The sequence below is a fragment of the Mesorhizobium sp. Ca11 genome (genome assembly GCF_020165275.1).
Classification (GTDB): domain Bacteria; phylum Pseudomonadota; class Alphaproteobacteria; order Rhizobiales; family Rhizobiaceae; genus Mesorhizobium.
Map to the genome: position 1 here is coordinate 1 of NZ_JAIUHU010000001.1, position 21,545 is coordinate 21,545.

General features: G+C 63.9%; 23 protein-coding genes. 8 read left to right on the forward strand and 15 right to left on the reverse strand.

Features of this window, described 5'->3' with window-relative positions; all coding sequences use genetic code 11:
- The coding region (locus tag LB538_RS00005) for a transposase (protein ID WP_224560527.1) at positions 1–423 on the forward strand (423 nt) is incomplete at its 5' end.
- 335 nt (positions 424–758) lie between these two features.
- On the opposite strand, the gene LB538_RS00010 is transcribed toward LB538_RS00005, so the two are convergent.
- From LB538_RS00010 to LB538_RS00025, 4 genes are all read right to left on the reverse strand, one after another.
- Positions 759–1,241, reverse strand: a complete 483-nt coding sequence (locus LB538_RS00010; protein WP_095765235.1) for a DUF2314 domain-containing protein — start codon at positions 1,239–1,241, stop codon at positions 759–761.
- A gap of 332 nt (positions 1,242–1,573) precedes the next feature.
- Positions 1,574–2,713 (reverse strand): GH25 family lysozyme, encoded by a 1,140-nt coding sequence (locus tag LB538_RS00015; protein WP_224532794.1) that lies wholly within the window; start codon positions 2,711–2,713, stop codon positions 1,574–1,576.
- A 152-nt stretch (positions 2,714–2,865) separates the two neighbouring features.
- On the reverse strand, positions 2,866–3,651 hold the full coding sequence (locus LB538_RS00020; protein ID WP_224532797.1) for a phosphodiester glycosidase family protein: 786 nt from the start codon (positions 3,649–3,651) through the stop codon (positions 2,866–2,868).
- A 48-nt stretch (positions 3,652–3,699) separates the two neighbouring features.
- Positions 3,700–4,572 (reverse strand): undecaprenyl-diphosphate phosphatase, encoded by an 873-nt coding sequence (locus LB538_RS00025; protein ID WP_224532799.1) that lies wholly within the window; start codon positions 4,570–4,572, stop codon positions 3,700–3,702.
- Between the two features lie 205 nt (positions 4,573–4,777).
- Here LB538_RS00025 and LB538_RS00030 point away from each other — a divergent pair, with 205 nt between their 5' ends.
- Positions 4,778–5,707 (forward strand): hypothetical protein, encoded by a 930-nt coding sequence (locus tag LB538_RS00030; protein WP_224532800.1) that lies wholly within the window; start codon positions 4,778–4,780, stop codon positions 5,705–5,707.
- An 11-nt stretch (positions 5,708–5,718) separates the two neighbouring features.
- Here LB538_RS00030 and LB538_RS00035 read toward each other — a convergent pair whose 3' ends face one another.
- The 4 genes from LB538_RS00035 to LB538_RS00050 form a co-directional block, all read right to left on the reverse strand.
- Positions 5,719–5,931: a hypothetical protein gene (locus LB538_RS00035; RefSeq protein WP_095765230.1), complete on the reverse strand. Its 213-nt coding sequence runs from the start codon at positions 5,929–5,931 to the stop codon at positions 5,719–5,721.
- Positions 5,932–6,206: 275 nt separating this feature from the next.
- Positions 6,207–6,602, reverse strand: coding sequence for a GFA family protein (locus LB538_RS00040; protein ID WP_095765229.1), 396 nt, complete (start codon positions 6,600–6,602; stop codon positions 6,207–6,209).
- Between the two features lie 137 nt (positions 6,603–6,739).
- Complete coding sequence (locus LB538_RS00045) at positions 6,740–7,687, reverse strand: alpha/beta fold hydrolase (protein ID WP_224525712.1); 948 nt, start codon at positions 7,685–7,687, stop codon at positions 6,740–6,742.
- Between the two features lie 123 nt (positions 7,688–7,810).
- Positions 7,811–8,059, reverse strand: a complete 249-nt coding sequence (locus LB538_RS00050) for a ParB N-terminal domain-containing protein (protein ID WP_140856941.1) — start codon at positions 8,057–8,059, stop codon at positions 7,811–7,813.
- A 146-nt stretch (positions 8,060–8,205) separates the two neighbouring features.
- Here LB538_RS00050 and LB538_RS00055 point away from each other — a divergent pair, with 146 nt between their 5' ends.
- The 4 genes from LB538_RS00055 to LB538_RS00070 are packed head-to-tail and all read left to right on the forward strand — an operon-like array spanning position 8,206 to position 12,769.
- The gene (locus LB538_RS00055; RefSeq protein WP_224525711.1) at positions 8,206–9,846 is read left to right on the forward strand and encodes a N,N-dimethylformamidase beta subunit family domain-containing protein; all 1,641 of its coding nucleotides are present in this window, start codon (positions 8,206–8,208) and stop codon (positions 9,844–9,846) included.
- Position 9,847: 1 nt separating this feature from the next.
- Positions 9,848–11,230: an aspartate aminotransferase family protein gene (locus LB538_RS00060; protein WP_224525709.1), complete on the forward strand. Its 1,383-nt coding sequence runs from the start codon at positions 9,848–9,850 to the stop codon at positions 11,228–11,230.
- Positions 11,231–11,243: 13 nt separating this feature from the next.
- Positions 11,244–11,738, forward strand: a complete 495-nt coding sequence (locus LB538_RS00065) for a GNAT family N-acetyltransferase (protein ID WP_224525707.1) — start codon at positions 11,244–11,246, stop codon at positions 11,736–11,738.
- A 2-nt stretch (positions 11,739–11,740) separates the two neighbouring features.
- Positions 11,741–12,769 (forward strand): histone deacetylase family protein, encoded by a 1,029-nt coding sequence (locus tag LB538_RS00070; RefSeq protein ID WP_224525704.1) that lies wholly within the window; start codon positions 11,741–11,743, stop codon positions 12,767–12,769.
- Between the two features lie 59 nt (positions 12,770–12,828).
- Here the strand turns inward: LB538_RS00070 and LB538_RS00075 are convergent, their stop codons facing one another.
- From LB538_RS00075 to LB538_RS00085, 3 genes are all read right to left on the reverse strand, one after another.
- Positions 12,829–14,097, reverse strand: coding sequence for a cysteine desulfurase-like protein (locus tag LB538_RS00075; RefSeq protein ID WP_224525702.1), 1,269 nt, complete (start codon positions 14,095–14,097; stop codon positions 12,829–12,831).
- A 27-nt stretch (positions 14,098–14,124) separates the two neighbouring features.
- Positions 14,125–15,192, reverse strand: coding sequence for an aldo/keto reductase (locus tag LB538_RS00080; protein ID WP_095765223.1), 1,068 nt, complete (start codon positions 15,190–15,192; stop codon positions 14,125–14,127).
- A gap of 327 nt (positions 15,193–15,519) precedes the next feature.
- Complete coding sequence (locus tag LB538_RS00085; RefSeq protein ID WP_411908978.1) at positions 15,520–16,056, reverse strand: hypothetical protein; 537 nt, start codon at positions 16,054–16,056, stop codon at positions 15,520–15,522.
- A 315-nt stretch (positions 16,057–16,371) separates the two neighbouring features.
- On the opposite strand from LB538_RS00085, the gene LB538_RS00090 reads away from it, so the two are divergent.
- Positions 16,372–16,536, forward strand: coding sequence for a DUF1127 domain-containing protein (locus tag LB538_RS00090; protein WP_140546832.1), 165 nt, complete (start codon positions 16,372–16,374; stop codon positions 16,534–16,536).
- 53 nt (positions 16,537–16,589) lie between these two features.
- Here the strand turns inward: LB538_RS00090 and LB538_RS00095 are convergent, their stop codons facing one another.
- A complete protein-coding gene (locus LB538_RS00095; protein ID WP_224525700.1) occupies positions 16,590–17,096 on the reverse strand; it encodes a DUF1993 family protein in 507 nt (168 codons plus the stop codon).
- 141 nt (positions 17,097–17,237) lie between these two features.
- Between LB538_RS00095 and LB538_RS00100 the strand changes: the two genes are divergently transcribed.
- Positions 17,238–18,287 carry a DUF1176 domain-containing protein gene (locus LB538_RS00100; protein WP_224525697.1) on the forward strand — a complete coding sequence of 350 codons (1,050 nt, stop codon included), beginning with the start codon at positions 17,238–17,240 and terminating at the stop codon, positions 18,285–18,287.
- Positions 18,288–18,302: 15 nt separating this feature from the next.
- Here LB538_RS00100 and LB538_RS00105 read toward each other — a convergent pair whose 3' ends face one another.
- Genes LB538_RS00105 through LB538_RS00115 form a run of 3 tightly spaced genes read right to left on the reverse strand, consistent with a single transcriptional unit; the run spans position 18,303 to position 21,541 of the window.
- Entirely contained in the window at positions 18,303–19,190 is an 888-nt protein-coding gene (locus tag LB538_RS00105; RefSeq protein WP_411908986.1) for an alpha/beta hydrolase, read from the reverse strand.
- 33 nt (positions 19,191–19,223) lie between these two features.
- Entirely contained in the window at positions 19,224–20,840 is a 1,617-nt protein-coding gene (locus LB538_RS00110) for an NTP transferase domain-containing protein (protein ID WP_224525692.1), read from the reverse strand.
- Entirely contained in the window at positions 20,837–21,541 is a 705-nt protein-coding gene (locus LB538_RS00115) for an XdhC family protein (RefSeq protein ID WP_224525691.1), read from the reverse strand. The genes LB538_RS00110 and LB538_RS00115 overlap by 4 nt, the downstream gene beginning before the upstream one ends.
- Positions 21,542–21,545: the final 4 nt, after the last annotated feature.

Consider the following 21,545-nt stretch of genomic DNA (forward strand, 5'->3'; position numbering starts at 1 on the left):
AAGGCGCTCGAAAGTCAGATCGCCGACGTCATTCGTCAAAACCAGGACGCCGCTCGCGACCAGGCGCTGATGGTCTCTGTGCCCGGTGTCTCCAAGGTCGGCGCATTCTCGCTGCTGGCGCTCCTGCCCGAGCTCGGCAAGCGCTCACCCAAGGCAATCGCTGCACTGGTCGGCCTTGCCCCGTTCGACAACAAGAGCGGCAAGCTCAACCGCAGGAGTCAGATTCAGGGCGGGCGATCACGTGTGCGCCGCGCCCTCTACATGGCAGCCCTCACTGCCATTCGAACCTGTGAGCGCTTCAAGACCTTCTACACCGCACTTGCTGCCCGGTCGGGCTCCAAGAAGCTCGCTATCATCGCCGTCGCAAGGAAGCTCCTGGTCGTCCTCAACGCTATCATTCGCGACAAAACCGCATTCGCGTGAACACAGTTGCCATTCCGTTACATCGACGCGTTGCAACGGTTCAGAATTCTGCTCCGTTTGCACACTTCGCCGGGGTCTCGGCATGGATCCTCGGGTCAAGCCCGAGGATGACGACCGCGCGGGGCCGAGGCATGAGCGCCCTCTCCTTCTCCCCTTGTGGGAGAAGGTGGATCGGCGCGCAGCGCCGAGACGGATGAGGGGTGTTCCAGCGGAGTGAGAGGCTGGCGATCTTGCTGCGGCGCCCCCAACCGGCAAGGTGTCCATCAAGCTGGAACACCCCTCATCCGGCCGCTTCGCGGCCACCTTCTCCCCCAGGGGGAGAAGGAGAAGAGCGCTCAATCCTTGAACGCGATCCCGTATTTCGCCGCCTGTTCCTTCGGCATATCCGCCAGCGCCTGGCGCACCGTGTAGCCGCCATAGACGTCGCCGCCGTTGCGGATCATCCAGTCCTCGACGTCGGCCTCGGCCACCGTCATGCGATCGCCCATCTTGTACTGGTTGCCATTGACCGGCTTGTCGGCCAGCAGGCCGACGAAGCGGCCGTCGCTGAAAGCCACAAGCTGCATCCAGATATGCTCGGTGGCGCCGTTCTGGGTCAGCGGAAATTTCACGGTGTAGGTGCCAGGCGTGCGTGCGGCTATCAGTTCATGGAAGCGCGGCAGCGTCGAATGGCCCTTGGCCTTGGCGCCCTGCATCGCCGCGTCGGTGGTGGAGTAGGCGACCACATTGTCCTTGGGCTCGCTGCCCCGCATGTGCGAATTGAAAAATCCGTAGCCGACGGCGGCTACCAAAGCGGCAGTAACAATCAGTTTGCGCATCGAAACCTCTCCGAAATGCGATCACGGACACGTTACCGGAAGCCCGTTGCCGCACCTCTAAGAGACAGGGTGAGCGCATGGTTAGCGAAATGCCGAAATTGCCATCGACCTCACCGGCCGACGCCCGCGCGTGAGGCGCCGGTGCTTCCCCTACTCCCCTTATGGGAGAATGCGGGTCGGCGCGCAGCGCCGAGACGGATGAGGGGATTCCAGCGGAGTGAGATGCTGGCGATCATCAGTCGTTTGCGAAGGTCTGCATCAAGCTGAAGCACCCCTCATCCGGCCGCTTCGCGGCCACCTTCTCCCGCAAGGGGAGAAGGGAAAACTCCGCCTCAATCGGCGTCGGCCACCATCTGCCCGCCGCCCAGCCAGGCGCGCCATTGGCGCTCGTCGCCATGGAAGACGTTGAGGTCGATGCGGCCGCTGACGCCATGCGACAGGCCGGAACCGGAATATTGCCAGAACAGCCACCTGCGGCCCGGATAGACTTTTGACGGATGCGCCGCCACAGCGCGCAGCCAGAACGGGTAATCCAGGAAGGCGCCGCGCAGGTTGTCGCGATAGAAATCGGGGCTGGTGTAGATGATGGGCCGCTGGCCGTAGTGGCGCTCCAGCCTGTCCATGAACACCTGCATTTTCTCCAGCACCTTTTCACGCGAAGGCCGCCGCTTGCAGGAAGACTCGCCGTTCCACTCGACGTCGATGACCGGCGGCAGCGCGCCGTCGACCTTCGGCACGTTGCGGATGAACCAGTCGGCCTGCTCGCCGGCGGTGCGGCACCAGTAGAAGAAGTGATAGGCGCCCCGCTTCAGCCCGGCGGCATCGGCGTTGCGCCAGTTCTTCATGAACATCGGGTCGAGATGGTCGCCGCCATCGGTCGCCTTGATATAGGCGAAGTTGGCGCCCTGGGCGCGCAGCTTTCCCCAGTTGATGTTGCCCTGCCAGCGCGAGACGTCGACGCCGTGAACGGCAAGGTGGCGCGGCGAGGAACGGCCGAAATTGATCGGCTTGGCGTCGCGGAACGCATAGCGGGTGACCGGACCGGCGAGCATCGCGGGCGCGGCGCGCGACAGCCGCTTCGGCGGCGAGACGAGTGCTGCCTCCTGCACCGGCGGCTCGACACTCTCCGGCAGATCGGCCGCCGGGAAGTTCACCGTCTCCTCCTCGGCAAGGCCGAATGGGCGCGAGTTCTCGTCGCCGGGGCGAGCGTTCTCGTCGTCGGGGATCGCATTGTTTTCGTCTAGCAACGGCGCCGGCGGCTTGATGCGCGCGGCGCCCGACATCGATGCGGTCTCGACGGTTCTTTCGGCGACGGCTGTCCTCGCGCCCTTCGACACCGGCGCGCTTGGCCGCACGACCGAGCTCGTCGTCTCGTTGGACGGCATCTGCAAAGCATCGACGCCGGACGTAGACGAGCAGCCGGCGAGGCAAAGCGATGCGAGCACGAAACTGACGACGCCAAATATCCGCATCTTGACCTGTACGCAAAACAAAACAGACCGAAGGCAGGAACAGCGCCGCCGGAAACGCCATTCCTAATGAGAAATTACCAACAAAGTTTGAATCAAAATTTACTTTTGGCGCGAGCGGATGATTCGGGATGGCGCCGAAGCGAGCTTCTTGGCTAGCGCCTGAACACGCCGATCATCGGCCCCAGATTCCAGAAATCATCGTTGCGGCCGATCCCGGGCGCATAGAGGCTCGAGATCGAGCCATCGAGGAAGAGCGCGTTCGGGCAGCCAAGCCGGTCACGGAACAGCCGCGCGAATTCGTGGAAGGTCACGACATCATTCGAGATCGCGAAGACCGCGACCCCGTCGGCGCGCACGCCCACGCCATCGCGGATCTTGCGCGAGGTGCCGTCGTAACGGAATTTCGGATGCAGCTTGCCGTCGATGACCAGCATCGGCCCGGATTGCGTGGCGTAGTCGACGCGCGGCGGGCGCTTCAGATAATCCTTGGTCGCGCGAACCCCGGCCTTGCCGGCGCTGATATAGAAGATGCCGTTGGGCTGCATGGAGAAATTGCCGGTGCCCGATCCGGTCCTGGCTGGCGTGACCTGCTTGCCGCGCTCGACATAGAGGCCGACCGGCGCGAGGTTGGGATGATACATGCCGGCATTGATGCCGAAGAGCATGGTGCGCCCCGTCGCCTGCTGCGCGCTTTGCAGATTGTGCAGCGATCGGTAGAGATCGCCGTCCTTGTTCTTCCAGAACAGCTCGATGGAAAAATGCTTCGGGTCGGCTTCGCAGACCAGATAGGTCGCGCTCTCAAAAACCTGGTTGCGGCAGGGCGGCAGCGCCGCCAGCCATTGGCCGAGGCCTATGCCGGCGCCAATTGCCGCCGGCGCCGCCGATTTCACCAGCGTCGCAAGCAATGGCACGGATTGCAGCAGAGTCCCAAGATCCATCAGCGCTTCCGGGCGTCGGCGTCGATATAGCGGAGTGGGCCGAGACCTCTAGATAAGCCAGCCGGTCGCGACGCCGATCAGCAGCACCACGCCGAGCAGGCCGCGATAGATGACGAACGGCCAGGCGGAGAAGCGCTCGAGCACGCGCATCAGCCCCCAGATCGCGAAGAAAGCCGAGATCGAGGCGACGACAAGGCCGACGGCCAGGATCGACCAACCATGCCCATCGAGATGCACCTTGTGCAGTTCATAGAGCTCCTTGAGGCCGGCCAGTGCGATGGCCGGCAGGCCGAGCAGGAAGGAAAGGCGCGCCGCCTCGGGCCGGGCGAAGCCCAGCCCCATCGCCGCCGTCAGCGTCGAGCCCGAGCGCGAAACGCCGGGAATAAGCGCGCCGACCTGGGCGACGCCCACAAGCAGCGCGTCGAGGATCGATGCCTGGCGCAGCATCAGCTTGTGGCTGGCGAAGATCTCGGCGAGCGCCAAAAGGACCGCCATGGCGATACAGGCCCAGCCGATGACGGCGAGCCCCCGCAGCGGCGAGTTGCAGGCGTTGAGCACGCCGGAAAGCGCGAGGCCCACAATGACGATCGGGACGGTGGCAAGCACGATGCTGATCGCCAGGCGGAAATAGCGGTCGCCGAAATTGCGCCGCGAGATCGCCGCAACCGAACCGAACAGCACGTCCCTGACATCGCTCCAGAAATAGCTGACCACCGCCGCCAACGCCGCCAGCTGCATAGCGGCCGAGAAGGCCGAGCCGGGGTCCTGCCAGCCGAGCACGGCCGGCACGATGCGCATATGCGCCGTGGACGAAATCGGCAGCAATTCGGTGATGCCTTGCACGATGCCGAGAAATGCCACCTTGGCATAACCCAGGCCGACAAAGCCGGTATCCAACCCTTGCGTGCAGACGTCTGTCATTCCGGTCCTTTCCCCGTGCCCCAATCGTTCTTGGGGGCAAAAAGTGAATCGTCATTCGAAAAGCCTGGAGGACAGGCTTAGCCTCACGATAGCGTGATTCCAACTCACGGATTTGTAAGGTGCCGCTAATCCTGCTTGACAACTGGCGCCGCCATATTATTCTCCGCTAATCTTACACTGTAAGGCAAATCGGAGGAGCATCACGATGTCGACCGCCGCCCTCTCGGAATTGGAGCCGGTCACGCCGCCGGAAACGCATGCTGCAGAAATCACGATCGAGGAGGTGTCGCGTGATACCAGCCGCGCCATCGAGCGCGCCGAGGTCGCTGCCTGGCTCGACCTCTACGAGGCGGCGCCGGCGGATTTCGCGGCCCGGCAAGGGCTGACGATTGACAAGGACGGCGATCTTGTCTGGACCACCTGCACGACGATCCCGTTCATCCATTTCAACTGCGTGAAGAATATCGGCGTCGATGGTCCGGCGACGGAAGAACAGGTCGACACGTTGCTCGCGCATTACCGCGATGCCGGCATCAGGCGGCCGTGGTTCTATACCAATCCACACACTGAGCCGTCGCGGCTGAGATGCTGGCTGGAAGCGCGCGGGATGCAGCAGCAAGGCGGCTGGGAGCGCATCTATCGCGACGCGACGCCGCTGGCGGACGAACCGCTTTTCCCGAGCGACCCGCTGATCCCGGTTGACGATCTGGTGATCGAGGAGGTCACGCCCAGGACAGCTTCGGAGTGGGCATCTTTCATCGATGCCAAATACAGGCTCCCCACCTCGCCCTGGCTGATGGCGCTTGTCGATCGCAAGGGCTGGCATCATTACATGCTGAAACGCAGGGGCGCGGTCGCCGCCGTGCGCTCGCTCTTCATCTCAGACGGGGCCGCCTGGAGCGGCATCGACGCGCCGGTACCGGGCATCATGGCGCCGAGCTTCGATCTTGACGCCATGCTTGGCGAAAGGCTGGTCCGCGACGGCATAGCCGCCGGCGCGAAACTGTTTGTCGCCGATATCGAGGCGCCGCGCCCCGACCGCGACGGGCCGGCCTATCGCAACTACGACCGGCTCGGCTTCAAGCTCGCCTATTTGCGCAATCATTACAGCTACCTGCCCGCTCATTCGAGCTGACCCGGGTCGCCTCAGCGGTAGAGCCACTGCTTCAGGCAGCTTCTTGCCACGACATGCGCGGGCGGCACCGAAGCCTGGTCGATGCGGGAATCATCACTCGCCCTGTCGCGAGCCTTTTCCAGAAGCAGGCGAAGCTCGGCCGGGCGCACGCGGTCGCGCGCCATCACGAGTTGGACCATCGGGTCGTTCAAAAGCTCGTCCAGGGTGTTGATGCTCTCGCTCATCCGTCGCCTCCTCGATGCCTTCCCGCATAGCGCGTAGATAGGCAGCCAAAGATGGCCCGCCAATGACGCTTTGCCGGCTATGTCGTGAATCGAAGATGAAATTTTTGTGCAGGCCTTCTTCCTTCTCCCCTTGTGGGAGAAGGTGGATCGGCGCGCAAGCGCCGAGACGGATGAGGGGTGTTCCAGCGGAGTGAGACGCTGGTATTCTCTGGAACACCCCTCATCCGACCGAGCTTCGCTCGGCCACCTTCTCCCACAAGGGGAGAAGGAAGAAGCTACGCTGGCGGCGCGCCTTCATATTGCGGCAGGCCATCGTCGAGCATCACCCAGGGCTGCTTCGAGGCGGTCCAGAAATGCATGTCGGGCTTGAACAGCGACGGGTCATCGAGCGAGCCGGAGGTGATGCCGAGAATGCCCCTGGAATCGCGGCGTGAAAACAAAGTCGTGCCGCAAACCGGACAGAAGCCGCGCTTGAGGTCAGGCGTGGAATTGATCGTCGCCACCGGTCCTTCGATGGTCACATCGTCGATGCGAAACAGAAGTCGCGCATTGAAGGCGGCGCCGATCGCTCTCTGGCAGATGCGGCAATGGCAGATGCGTTCGTTGATCGGCTCGGCCTCGGCCCTGTAGCGCACCGCGCCGCAAAGGCATCCGCCCTCATACTTGGTCATCACCAGACACCTGCCTCGAGGAAATGCCGGGCACCCTAGTGGCCGGCATGGCAGGGTCAATCAAAAAACATTGATGGGATACGATCGCTTGAGCTGATGCCGCTGGCCGGCTGCCTCAGGCGGCCAGCGGCCAGGATTCATTCGCTGACGATCTCGTCCCAGGTCTTCACCTTGGTGACACCGTCGAGGAACGGCAGCGTGCTGGCGACCAGTTCCGGCGCGAAGAACACGTCGTAATGCGTGCGGTTGGGGATGATCGCCAGCCGGTTCTGCGACAGGTGCTCGCGCATCCAGCCGGCGTCCCTCAATCCGCCGCCGAGCATCTGGAAGAACTTGATCTCGTGCTCGGGCTTGTACATGTCGCTGTCGCCGTAGACGAGCATGACGGGCATCTTCAGCTTCGGCACGTTGGCCGAGAAATCATAGTCCTTGCGCATGAAGGCGCCGAGCGCATCGAGCAGTTTTGGGAAATCCTCGGGCTTCGGCGCCACGGCGACATAGGATTTGTACATCGGCGTGTCCTTCATGAACTCGGCGGCCGCCGCGCTCACCTGCGCCTGCTGCGGACGCATCTCGTCATAGAAGCCGTTGGCGGCGTAGCCGGTCGACACCATGACCAGCCGACGCACCGCCTCCGGATGCTGAACGGCCATGCGGAAGGCGACGCCGCCGCCAAGCGAATAGCCCATGACGTCGACCTTGTCGTAGCCGAGCGCCTTGACGATGGCCGCCATATCGTCGCCCATCGCCTCAAGGCCGAAAGGCCGTTCGCCGAGCGCGGTGCGGCCATGTCCCTGCAGGTCGACGGCGATCACCGTGCGATGTTCGGCAAATTTCGGCAGGATCGGCGCGAACATGTCGCTCGAACCCAGGCCGCCATGCAAAAGTAGCAGCGGCTCGCCCTTGCCGTAGACGGCGTAGTAGTAGTTCACGCCGTCGATCGGCAGCAGGCCGGATTTTTCCGGCTTCAAGAGAGCCTTGGTTTCACTGGTCATGGCAGGCTTGGTCTCCTCGGATTTTGCGCTCGGCGAGGCTATGAGGGTCATTGCCGAAGCAAGGATGGCGAAAAACAGGGTCTTGGGCATTTCAGTCTCCTCTCCGCTTGCGTTGCCTCAAGGACGCGGTGGGAGAACCCAAGCCGACATGGCCCGCTAAATAATTCGAGGGAGAGTGGAAGCGCCTCGGCAGGCGACTCCAAAGAAGAAGGATCAGTGGCGCTTGGCCTGCACGAGATACGCGTCGATCACGGTCTCGCCGAGCCATTTCGCGGCTTCGAGCCTATGCAGCCCCTCGACCAGAATGTGGCGCTTGCCGTCGTGCCGCACCTGTATCGGCGTCTTCATGCCGTTTTCGAGAATATCCTCGGCGAGATGGCGCACCGTCTCGGGATGCAGCGTCTTGCGCCGCGCCGTCGGCACGTAGATGTCGTCGACCTTGACCTTTTGCACACGCAGCATGTCGGCTCCTCGGCGAGAATGTCGCCTCAGCATGAATAGTTGGTTTGCCGGCGGCGGCCAAGCGCGAGCGCGCTGGCCCGATGCTTTCCATTTGACGCTTGGGCGGCCAATGGTCTCAATGACGGCCTCGTGACCTCAGGTGTTCCTTGACGCAACTGCCCAGTGAATTCCCCGATTTCGGGCTGACGCCCGAGCAGCGCCGCGAGGCGGTGCGCGGCCACTATTACGAATGGCCGGGAATGGATGGCCCGAGCGGCGAGATCTGGTGCTACAGCGACCGGTTTTCCTATCGCCCCGGCGAGACGGTAACGCTCTTCGTCAGCGCGTCGGCGCCGCATTTCAGCCTCGCCATCATTCGCGACGGCGACAACGAAACAATAGTCTTCGAGGGAGCGGGCCTGTTGGCGCGCTGGCAGGATACGCCCGACCAATGCTCAGTCGAAGGCTGCGGCTGGGAGGCTTCGTTCGAATTCCGTGTCGGCGACGATTGGCCGTCCGGCGCCTATCGCGTGACGCTCTCGGCCGAAGGCCGCGACGGCACGCCGATCCACAGCCATCATCTCTTCATTGTCACACCCCTGCCCGGCCGCAAGCCCGGCCGCCTGCTGCAGGTCGCCGCTACCGGCACCTGGCTCGCTTACAACACCTGGGGTGGCTCGAACCACTATCAGGGCATCACCGGCCCCAGTCGCGATCAATACGCCACCACGGTGTCGACGCAGCGGCCGTGGTGCCGCGGCTTCGTGGTGCTGCCCAAGGATGCGCCGCGCGTGCCGCTGGAAGTCGCGGTGCCGGCGAGGACCGTGCCACGCTATCCGCATATGGAGTGGGCCTACGCCACTGGACATTCGAAGAAATATGCCTCTTCGGGCTGGGCGAGCTATGACAGCCATTTCTTTCGCTTCGCCGAGCGCGCCGGCTATCAGGTCGATCTCGCCAGCCAGCACGAGCTCCATTTCTCGCCCGAAATCCTCGACGGCTACGACTGCGTCGTCTTCGTCGGCCACGACGAATACTGGACCTGGGAGATGCGCGATGCCGTCGACAATTATGTCGAGCGCGGCGGGCATGCGGCGCGCTTCGCCGGCAATTTCATGTGGCAGACGCGGCTGGAGGACCAAGGCCGCCGCCAAGTCTGCTACAAATACAAGGCACGCGCGGAAGACCCCGCCTATCGCGGCGGCGACGTCACCCGCGCAACCAATTCCTGGGAAGCGCCCGAGATCGGCCGCCCCGGCAGCGCCACCTTCGGCCTCAATGCGACCCGAGGCGTCTATGCCGGCTGGGGCGGCTGCGCGCCGCGCGGCGTGCGCGGCTTTCCGGTCTACCGTCCCGAGCACTGGGCATTCGCCGGCACCGGCATCTATTACGGCGACCTGCTCGGCGCCGACAGCCATGTCTATGGCTATGAAGTCGACGGCCTCGATTTCGAGATCCGCGGCGGCCTGCCCTACCCGACCGCGACCAGCGGCGCGCCGGACGGCTTGCAGGTGCTGGCCGTCGGCATGGCGAGCCAGGTCGAGGAAAGCGCCGACATCCCGATCGAGGACCAGTTCCTCACCGACGAGGACGGCCGCTTCACCGCCGAGACGTTGTTCGGCGAGGCGAGCGACGCCAATCTCGACAAGGTCAAGCGCGGCAACGGCATGATCGTCAATTTCCCGCGCGGCAAAGGCGAGGTCTTCCACGCCGGAAGCTGCGAATGGGTCGCCGGCCTGCTAAGGCAGGACGCGATGGTCGAACGCGTGACCAAAAATGTTCTCGACCGATATCTCGGAAAGTCCTGACATGTCGAAACTGGAAGTCCAGCCCGTAGCAGAGGCCGAAGCGCGGCCGCCGTCGCACCTGTTCTACCTCTCCAGCCTGCGCCGGCCGCTCGTCGACCGCGCCGAGGGCATCTATTTCTGGACGAAGGACGGCCGCCGCTACATCGACGGCTCGAGCGGGCCGATGGTCGCCAATATCGGCCACTCCAACCGCTACGTGCTCGACGCCATGAAGCGGCAGATGGACAAGACCACCTTTGCCTACCGGTTGCATTTTGAGAACGAGCCCGCCGAGGAGCTTGCGCGCGCCCTGGCCGGCAAGCTGCCCGAAGGCATGGACCGCATCTTCTTCGTTTCGGGCGGCTCGGAAGCGACCGAATCCTGCATCAAGCTCGCCCGCCAATGGGCGGTCGCCACCGGCCAGCCGAAGCGCTGGAAGGTGATCACCCGCTTCCCCTCCTATCATGGCGGCACGCTGGGCTCGCTTTCCGTCACCGGCGACGATGCGCTCGCCGAAACCTTCACGCCGATGATGAAGGTGATGCCGACAGTGCCTGCACCCACAGCCTGGCGCGACCGCGACAATCTCTCGATGGAGCAGCGCGGCCTTCGCTATGCCGACATGCTGGAGGAGAAGATTCACGCCGAAGGGCCGGAAAGCGTTTTGGCCTTCATCATGGAGCCGGTCGGCGGTGCCGCGACCGCAGCCCTTGTCGCGCCTGACAGCTACTATCCGCGCATCCGCGAAATCTGCGACCGCTACGGCATTCTTCTGATTCATGACGAGGTGATGAGCGGCGCCGGCAGGACAGGCAAGTTCCTCGGCGGCGACCACTGGAACTGCAGGCCCGACATCGTCGCCCTCTCGAAGGGGCTGGGCTCGGGTTACGCGCCGCTCGGCGCCCTCGCCGCGCCGATGCGCCTGGTCGAGCCGCTGCTGGCCTCCGGCGGTTTCCAGCACGGCCATACCTATGCCGGCAATCCGCTGGCCTGCGCCGCCGGCCTCGCCGTGCTCGGCGAGATGGACCGGCTCGACCTCATCGCCAACGCCGCCGCGATGGGCGAGGTGCTGATGGCAGAGTTGAAGGGCTTGCAAAAGCGCTTCCCCTTCATCGCCGACGTGCGCGGCAAGGGCCTGCTCACCGGCGCCGAAATGGTCGCCGATCCCGAGACTTTGAGGCCCATCGATCCGGCCAGCAAGGCGACGCAGCGCCTGCTCGACCACGCCTATGCGCGCGGCCTGATCATCTATGGCCGCAAGGTCAAGGGCGGCGTCGACGGCGACAATTTCATGGTGGCGCCGCCGATGATCATCACCAGAGACCAGATCGGCGAGATGATTTCCATCATCGGCGATTCGCTGGAGGCGCTCGCCGCGGAGCTCGACCTGCCGGTGGAAGGCTGAAAAAGGTGTTTTGATGCCGGCACCAATCACCCTCCGCCCCGGCACCATTGATGATGTCGAAACCATCCATGCCGCCCTGCTGCGCCTCGGTACCGATATCGGCGCGCATCAGGAAATCACTTCGACGCCCGAGGACCTGCGCCGCTACGGCTTCGGCGCCAAACCCGCCTTCTCGACCCTGATCGCCGAGATCGACGGCGAATTTGCCGGGCTTTGCCTGTATTTTCCGATCTTCTCGACCTGGATGGGCCGTCCTGGCGTCTATGTGCAGGACCTTTATGTCGACGATCGCTTCCGCGGCCGCCGCATCGGTGAAAAACTGCTCAGACGCGTTGCGAAGGAGTGCCGCGCGGCGGGGGGTAGCTATCTGAGGCTGTCCGTCGATACCGACAATGAGACGGCCAAGGCCTTCTACGAAAGGCTGGGCATCGGCCGGTCGAGCTATGAACAGGTGCAGAAAATCGTCGGCGACGCCTTTTTCGCCTTTGCCGATACGCCGGAGGAATGACGATGAAAGCCTTCTATGCCGAGGAGCAGAAGCGCCATGACCCGAAAGCTTTCCTCTCCAGCGGCGCGCCGCAGCCCAACCCGGAAAAGCCGGAGCGGATTGAACGATTGTTAGCCGGCGCAAGATCGGCAGGCTCGACGATCGAACGCCCAGGCAACCATGGGCTCGGCCCGATCGCGGCGGTGCATACGCCTGAATATCTCGATTTTCTCGAGCACATTTTTGCGCGCTGGCAGCGCATCGAAGGCGCCTCGGCGGAAGTCATCCCGAACATCCACCCGATCGCCCGCGCCGGCTCCTATCCGGCCTCCGCCGTCGGCCAAGCCGGCTACCACATGGCCGACACCGCCTGCCCGATCTCGGCCGAAACCTGGAACAGCGCGCTGTGGAGCGCCTGGAGCGCGGTGGAAGCTGCCGAAGCGGTGATGGCCGGCGCGCCTTCGGCCTATGCGCTCTGCCGGCCGCCCGGCCATCACGCCTTCGCCGATGTAGCCGGCGGCTTCTGCTTCATCAACAATTCGGCGGTCGCGGCGCAGGTGCTGCGCAAGAACGCCGCCCGCGTCGCCATCCTCGATGTCGACCTGCATCACGGCAACGGCACGCAAGGCATCTTCTATGCCCGCCCCGACGTGCTCACCGTCTCGCTGCACGCCGATCCGCTGCGCTTCTACCCGTTCTTCTGGGGATATGCAGACGAGCGCGGCGAAGGTCCCGGCCTCGGCTACAATCTCAACCTGCCGCTGCCGCGCAAGTCCGGCGACGCGGCCTTTCTCGAAGCGCTGGCGACGGCCTTCCAGCGCATCCGCGCCTTCGCGCCGGAAGCGCTGGTCGTGGCGCTCGGCCTCGACGCTTTCGAGGGCGACCCGTTCGGCGGCCTATCGGTGACGATGCAAGGCTTCTCGCGCATCGGCGAAGCGATCGCCGGACTAGGCCTGCCGACGGTCATCGTCCAGGAAGGCGGCTATCTCTGCGATGCGCTCGGCGACAACCTCACCGCATTCCTCACCGGCTTCGGCGGCAAGCAGGGCTAGAAGCAATTCCAGGAAAGTGTGTAGCGGTTTTCCGTCCGGAATTGCGTAAAGCTAAAAAACTAGGAGCGCTGCTGCCGCAGCATCGCGATCACGCGGTGCACGCTCTCCAGCGTCTCCTCGATCTCGGCCGCCGTATTGTAATGCGCGATGCCGATGCGCACGACGCCCTGCTCGGCGGGTATTCCGAGCTGGTGGACGACCTCCCACGCATAATTGTGGCCTGACCAGACGAAGATGTTCTCGGCATTCATCTGCCGCACGATCGTTTCCGGCGCAATGCCTTCGACGGTGAAAGAAATGGTCGGCACCCGCTCGGCGAGGCGTTCCGGATCGATGATGCCGTGGATGACCAGCCCCTCGATGTCGGACAGGCCTTCGATCAGTTGCCGGGCAAGCGTATTCTCGTAAGCGATCGAGACCTCGAACGCCTTGGCGATCCGCTGCCGCCGCGACCCGCTCTCGCCGGCGGCAGCGCCGAGATCGGCGAAATAGTCGATTGCCGCCGTCAACCCGGCCATCAGCTCGATCTGCGGCGTGCCGAGCTCGAACCGCTCGGGCAGGACGTTCGACGAGCAGCGGCATTTGTAAGGCTGGAGCGCGTCGATGACGTCGCGCCGGCCCCACAATATGCCCAAATGCGGCCCGAAGAATTTATAGGCCGAGCAGATCAGGAAATCGCAGCCGAGCGCCTGCACGTCGACCAGCCCGTGCGGCGCGAATTGCACGGCATCGACATAAACCAGCGCGCCGGCCTGTTTAGCTGCCGCCGTCAGCGCCTTCACCTTGTTGATCGAGCCGGTGAGATTGGAGGCATAGTTCAGCGCGACAAGCCGCGTCTTTTCCGAAAGCAGTCCCTTGAGCGCCGTCTCCTCCACCTGCCAGCTCCGCTCGTCGAACGGCAGGAAGCGCACGACAAGGCCGAGATCCTCGGCAAGCTGCAGCCAGGGCGAGACATTGCCCTCATGGTCCATGCGCGTGACGATGATCTCGTCGCCAGGTTTCATCGTCCGGCCAAGCGTGCGCGACATGTGGTAGGTCAGCGTCGTCATGTTGGCGCCGATGACGATCTCCTCGACGCTCGGTGCGTTCAGGAAATCGGCCATCGCGGCATGCGCAGCGTCGACCACTTTTTGGGCCGCGACCGTCGTTTCAAAGAAACCACCGAGATTGGCATTGGTCGTCAGCAGGCAGCGGGATACTGCGTCCGCTACCGTCAGCGGCACCTGCGTGCCGGCGGGATTGTCCAGATAGATGCGGCGACGCCCGTCATCGGTCAGCGAAAGCGCCGGAAACTTGCCGCGTACGGCTTCGATCGGAAATTCTGCCATCGTCTCCATCCCTTTGTTTTTTCTCGCTTAAGGGCACGGATTGCCGACACGTTGGTGGATGGCGTCGACCGCTTTCTGCATCTCATCCGTCCAAGCGACATCGACCGAGGACAGCGCCGTCCCGAGCTGCGCGATCGTGGTCGCGCCGACGATGTTCGCGGTCACGAAGGGCCGGCTCGCCACATAGGCGTTGGCGAAAAGCGCCGGCTCCATGCCGAAGGAACGTGCCAGCTCATTGTACTGAAGCAGCACCTCCGCCGCGTTCGGCGTCTCGTAGCGCTGGCCTCGATTGAACAGCTGCGAGCGCGAGCCCTGCGGTCGCGCGCCATGATCGTATTTGCCGGTGAGATAACCCTGCGCCAACGGCGAATAGGGAAGAAACGCGATCTCCTCGCGCTCGCAGACCTCCGCAAGGTTCACCTCGAAGGTGCGGTTGACGAGGTTGTAGGCGTTCTGCAGCGAGGCGACGCGCGGCCCGGAGCCCTTCTCGGCTTCGAAGACGAAGCGCATGACACCCCAGGAGCTTTCGTTCGATAGGCCGAGATGGCGGATCTTGCCGGCTTTCACCAGGTCCTGGAAGACGGCGAGCGTCTCGGCAATCGGTGTTTCGTCTGCGGGCGCGGCTGCGGCATCGGCCCGGCGCGCCACCGCTCCGATCCGCGTCGGGTTCGAACCCCACGGAATGTCCCGGTCCGGCCAGTGGATCTGGTAGAGGTCGATATAGTCGGTGCCGAGCTTGGCCAGCGATTTCTCGACCGCGTCGAAAATGTCGGCGCGCACCAGCTTCGACGGACGATCGCCGCGGAACCATGCGTTGGCCGTGCGGCCGACCACCTTCGAGGCAAGGATGACCTTGTCGCGGTTTCGATTGGCCTTCATCCAGCTGCCGATGATCCTCTCGGTTCGCCCTTGCGTCTCTGCCTTGGGCGGGATCGGGTAAAGCTCGGCCGTGTCGATGAAATTCACCCCGCGCGAGAACGCCAGGTCCATCTGCGCGTGGCCCTCGGCCTCGCTGTTCTGCTGACCCCAGGTCATCGAGCCGAGGCAGATTTGCGAAACAAGGAGATCGGTCCGACCGAGGCGGCGCTTATGCATGGAATTCTCCGGCGGGAGGTTTGCGCGGACAGCGCGGGGAGGAAGTTGAACATAGAGCAAAACGCTTGCGTTTTGCAAAGCCGCCCAGTTTCGAGATTGGCCGAAGCGTCAGTCAGTTCGTCATTCTAGGGCGGAGCAAGGAGCGAAGCGACGCGCGCAGACCCTGGAATCCATTCCGTTACCCTAAAGCGTTGCAGCGGTTACAGAATTCTGCACCGTTGCACTCTACGTTGAAGGTCACGGAATGGATCCTTGGGTCTGCGCTCCGCTTCGCGTCGCTACGCCCAAGGATGACGAATATTGGAGAGGCTCCAGCCAATTTCGGAACTACCGCCTCGCCCCGGCCAGCGCCCGCCGCTTGGCCTCGTCGATCAGCATGTTGGCAACCTGCATGCGGATCATGGCACGCTGGCGCAGATGCGGCGCGACCCGGTCCGGATGGTTGGCGAAGGCGAAGTTACGGCGGATGCGACCGAAATCGGCGTTCTTGGCCGGACGGTCGAGGCCGAGCTCGCCGGCGATCGCTTCGGGATCGATCGGCGGCAGCTTCTCCTCCGGCCACTGCTCTTCGCCGGCAAGCGTCAGTTTCGCCTGGTCGAGAAGTGCTGCGAACTCGGCAGCGAGGTCGGCGGCGGACTCGCGATATTCGGCGGCGACGCTCTCGCCGGCGACCTTGATGCGGCCGGAATGCAGTTCATCGGCCACGGACAGATAATCAAACGGGATGGACGGTCGGGCGCCCTCGTCCTCGCCTTTCTCCGAGGCGACGACTAGGTCGTCGAGCAACGAAGCGAAATCGAGCTTGTTCCCGGTGCCGATCTCAACCTCCCTGTCGTGACGGCATGCAGTGATGCCGCCAAACATAGTGGGCTCTCGTTAAGAATGAATTCTGGCGATATTGACAATTGGCGGCTTTTCCGCCCGGCAAGACGGCATCGGAAAATAACAAGCCGGACTGCTCATTCGGGCAGTCCGGCAAGGTCGCCAGGAGTGGCGAGGAAAAAGCCAGCCATGTGCCGGCACGGGTGCCTACGGCCGAGCCTGCCGAAAAGTTTCACGGAAAATCGATTGTGGCGGGAAAATTGTCGCGGCATGGCAGCCATGCAAATGCTGCACTGCACAATTTTAACAAATCGCCTATATGCTGGCGTCGGGAGGACCAACTGGGGCAACTGAGTCATGGGGTTCTTCACTGAAATGTTCGCTCGGCCGAGGCCGCAGGAACACCAGCGTTACCGCTCGGCGCTTGCGCTTCTGAACGCGATGAGCAATGCGGACCGCGCCGATATCGGCGTCAAGCCGGCGGATTTTCCGCGCATCGCGCGCGAAATGTCGATCCGCTGAGCTGAGCCAAAGAGGTTTCCCGGAATCCCGGGGAACCTCCAAGCCATTCAACATCAACGATTTCCGAGAAAAGTCTGCTTGCTGAGCGGCACGCCATTGTGGCGCAGGATGTCGTAGGCTGTGGTGACGTGGAAATAGAAATTCGGCATCGCTAGGTGCAGCAGATATTGCAGGCCGGGCAGCGTGGTTTCGCGGCCGCCGAGCCGCACTTCGACCGTCCTGTCCTCAGATCCTTCCAGATCGGCCGCCGCAAATGTCGCCAGATAATCGAGCGTCTTGGCGATCCGGGCCTGCAACTCGGCAAAGCTCGCTTCATTGTCCTCATATTTCGGCACCTCGCGCCCGGCGAGCCGCGACGGCGCGCCCTTGGCATGGTCGGTGGCGATCTGGATCTGGCTGGCCAGCGCGAACATGTCGGGCGCCAGCCGCGCCGTGAGGAACACCTGCGGATCAATCTTGCGTTCGCCGGCATTCTGCTCCGCCGCCGTCAAGACGCTGGCCAGCGCCTTCAGCCTGGCGGAAAAAACGCCCACCGATATGTCGTACATGGAAATGGTCACGGGCAATCTCCCCACGCGGCCCAGCGCCGCGGGCCGTGAACTAGCGCCTCCCGCCACGATTCTTCAAGCGGCCGTGGCTATGGCGTCACCGCGCCGCCGCAATCGCCGTGGTAGTATTTTCGTTACCGAGCGGAGGATTCGATGAAAAGAGCCACTTTCGCAGCGACTGTCTTTTTCTCATTGGCCGGCCTCACGCATTCCGCGTCCGCGGCGGATGCGCCCTATGTCGATGACCGATCAAGCGCCGATGCGGTCGTCCGCTCGCTTTACAGCGCCATCAACCGTCACGAATTCGCCCGTGCCTGGGGCTATTTCGGCGATACGAAGCCGGCAAAGGATTTCAACGCCTTCGTCAAGGGTTACGACGGCACCGACAGGGTCGAAGTCAAGACTGGCGCCATCTCGGAGGACGGTGCTGCCGGCAGCATCTATTACAGCGTCCCCGTCGCCATCCAGGCGACCGACAAGAAAGGCGAGGCCAAGGTTTTCGCCGGCTGCTACACGGTCCGCCAGGTCAATGCGCAGATCCAGGAGCCGCCCTTTCAGCCGATCTTCATCGACAAGGGCGCGTTGAAGCCGTCGACCGAGGATTTCGACAGCGCCGTGCCGGCAAGCTGCGGCGACGGTCCGCCGCCGCCAAAGAAGGACGAGGCATTGGAGCAGGCCAAGAAGGCCTTCCTCGCCACCTATGGCGACCAGTGCGACAAGCAGGATCCTGACGGCAAGCCGATCGGCGAGCCAGAGGCTCATTCCATCCACTATAAGGACAAGGACGCCCAGCCCAGCGACCCGGAGCGCGAGACGCGGCTGTTCCGCTTCTTCTGCTCGATGGCCGCCTACAACGAGACGGCGGTCTACTACATCACCGACGACGTCAACGGCGTCTCACAGTTGCAGTTCACCGAGCCGGAGCTCGACATCCGCTATGAGAACAACAACAGCGAAGGCAAGGTCGAATCGATCCATATCATCGGGTTCAAGACCAGCGGCTGGGCGACCAACTCGGACTATGACGACAACACAAAAACCATCACCACATCCAACAAATGGCGTGGTGTGGGGGATGCCTCGTCATCGGGAACCTACCTTTTCCGCAACGGCGATTTCTCGCTCGTCCAGTATGACGTCGATGCATCCTATGACGGCGAGCAAAATCCGCAGACGGTCATCGACTACAACACGGCGCCTTGAGGCGCTGCAGCGCAATCACGGCGCTTTCGTCAGCATCCAGTTCAGCGTGCCGCGCCAGTCGACCATGCGGATCGGCGTGCCGTGGGTGCCGGTTTCGAAGCGCACGAAGCGGGTCGGATAAGCCTTCTTGGCCAGAATCGAGCGGAAGAAGGCTTCCTGCTTCTCCACCGGGAAGACCACGTCATGGCTGCCCTGGCCGAAGAACACCGGTACGCGGCGCTTGAAGGCGGGGCTGGTGAGAAAGCTGTCGTCCCACAGCGATCCGAGCAGCAGCAGCCCGTTGATGCGGCCGCCCGTGTCATTGCGCGCGGCGAGCTTCCAGCAGATGATCCCGCCCATCGAGCCGCACGCGACGAAGATTTTCGCGCTCGGCGATGTCTCGGCATAGTGGTCGATGAGCGCCGCGACCTGCGCCGCGCCCTTGTCGCCGAAATCGGGGAAATCGGGCGAAAGATAGAGCCCGTTGTTGGCGGCCATCAGGTTCTTGATGCGATTGAAATTGCCGCCGAAGGTGAAGTCGTCCACGCCTTGCTTGCGGCTGCCGCCTTGACCATGCAGGTAGAGAACGATGATGGAGGCGCCCTCGGTCCTGCCCACCGCGACATGCCTGATATCGCCGGCGTCGGTCTTCAGCATCAGGTCCTGCTGCACCTTGCGCACCCCGGGATCGGTGTATTGCGCATGTACGCGCCTTTCCGGCACCTCGTCGCGTTGGTTGATGTCGCGCATCTCGCGATAGTCGAGGACGGTGTAAGCGCCATTGTCGCTCGTCGACAGTGTCGCCGGATAAGCGAACAGATCGTCCTTGAACGATTTCAGCGAAAGCGTTTGCCCCTCGGCGACCGAGAGGGACAGCGCCGTCGCGGCGATCAGGGCGAAGAAACGTCGATAACGCAAAGCCATGCCGAGAGGCATGCGAAATTCGGCTCCGCTTTGTCAATCCTGCAGAACGCCGCCCGCCCCTTCCAGCGCCTCGCGCGTGTCGACATCGATCGAGGCGCCCTGCCCGATCTCGACATCGATGACGTCGAGACCCTCGGCCTCGACCAGATGCCGCGCCCCGGTATCGCCCTCGAGCTGCGCGACGGCCGCGAAAAGCGAGCGCGGCAAAAGCACCGGATTGCCGCGCTTGCCTTGGTGCGAAGCGCGCACCACGGAGCGGCCGTCGGAGCTGCGGAACGCGTCGATCAGGCTGTCGAGGTCCCCCGACGAAACGCCCGGCATGTCGCCAAGCACGATCAGGGCGCCGGCCGCATCGGGCGCGACCTTCGCGATGCCCGCCTTCAACGACGAAGCGAGGCCATCGGCGAAATTCGGATTGTCCGCGAATGTCACGCCAAGACCGCCAAGCGCCGAACGCACGCGCTCGCGCTGATGGCCGGTGACGACGACGGTGGCCGCGGCCTTCGAGCCCAGCGCACGACCGGCGGTGCGGCGCACAAGCGGCTCGCCGTCGAACAGCGCCAAAAGCTTGTTCGGCCCGCCCATCCGGCTCGAGCGGCCGGCGGCCAGGAGCACGATATCGACTTTCAGCGCTGACCTTGCCGGCTGCGGCGCCGGCTCGCGCGGCTGCGGCCGGGTCGGGATTTCCATCAAAAGCCCGCCGACGCCCATGCCGGCAATGTCGCTCGCGGTCACTTCAAGCCCGGCAACCAGGCGATCGAGCACCCAGTCGAAGCCATTCTCCTTCGGGCTGCGCGCGCAGCCGGGCGCGCCGACGATGCGCTTGCCGTCGAGCGTCCCCAGCACCAGCAGATTGCCAGGATCGACCGGCATGCCCGCCCGGACGACGGTACCGCCTGCCCGCTCGATCGCGGCCGGCACGACATCGGCGAAGTCGCTCATCGCCGAGGCGCCGAAGATCACCACCATGTCATTGTCGCGCGCCAGCTGGGTTGCGGCCGCGGCGACCGGCGCGACCTCATGCGGTGTGCGCCGCTCGGCCGTCAGTCGGCCGCCGAAACGCGCCAGCCGCGCCTCGGTGACGCGCAGCGTCTTGTCGAGCACGCTCGGCTTAACGCCGGGAAGCACCGTCTGGATAACGCCGACAGTGACGGGCCGATAGGCATTGACGACAAAGATCTCGCGGCCGGCGCAGATCCTCACCACGCTGTCCACCAGGCTTGCGGCGACGGCAAAGGGGATGATCTTCACCGTCGCAACCATCTGTCCCTTCTCGACCGGCGCGTGCTGCGCCAGCGTCGCGATGGTGATGGCCGGATCGACGGCATTAATGGCGTCGATCATTGCGGCGTCGACGGTAAAGACGCCTGGGGCTTCCGCATGCAAATTCACCCGCCCGGTCGCGGCCGGCTTGACCTCGATGTTGCGGTGACGCATGGCGGCGGCGATCTTCGCGGCTGCGGCATCCTCGCCCAGATCACCCTCGGCAAGCACCGCCGCAACGACTTCGGCGACGCCTGCCGCCTTGAGCGCCTCGATATCTTCGCGGCTCAGCCGGTGCGCCTTGCGGAAGCGTTTTTCGCCGGCGGTGGTCGCATGCGCCAGCACCGCCCCTTCCGCCTCGTCGATCGGCACCGGTCCGAATTTCACGCCACGGCGCCTTTTGCTTCGAGACCGCGCGAGCGGAAGGCGTGGATCGTCTGCGCAAGGACGGCGACGGCGATCTCGGCCGGACTGGCAGCACCGATATCGAGGCCGATCGGCGCGTGGATGCGGGCGATCTGGTCGGCACCGGCGCCGAGTGCCAGCAGGCGTTCGACACGCTTGGCGTGGGTCTTGCGACTACCGAGCGCCCCGACGTAAAAGCATCGGGCGTCGAGCGCCGCCTTCAGCGCGAAATCGTCGATCTTCGGATCGTGGGTGACGGCGGCAAGGGCGGTATAGCTGTCGAGTGGCGCGCGTTTCAGCACATCCTGCGGCCATTCGGCATGTAGCGCAACGTCGGGAAAGCGCTCCGGGGTCGCGAAGGCGGTGCGCGGATCGATGATCTCGACCGGATAGCCGGCGATCTTCGCCATCGGCGCCAGCGCCTGGCTGATATGCACGGCGCCGATCACCACCAGACGCGGGCGCGGCAGATGCGCATTGAGGAAAAAGGTCCGCCCTTCCGCCTCCACCGATTGCGAATTGCCGGTGCGGAACGCCATGGCGATCGCCGCCCCGAGATCGCCTGCGACATGGTCGCCCTCGCGCACGATGCGGTCGCGGCCGTCGCCTAGGTCGGTGACAAGCACCGCGGCGCGACGGGCGCGGCGTTCTTCGTTCAGTGTCTTCAGGACGTAGGGATCCATCTGC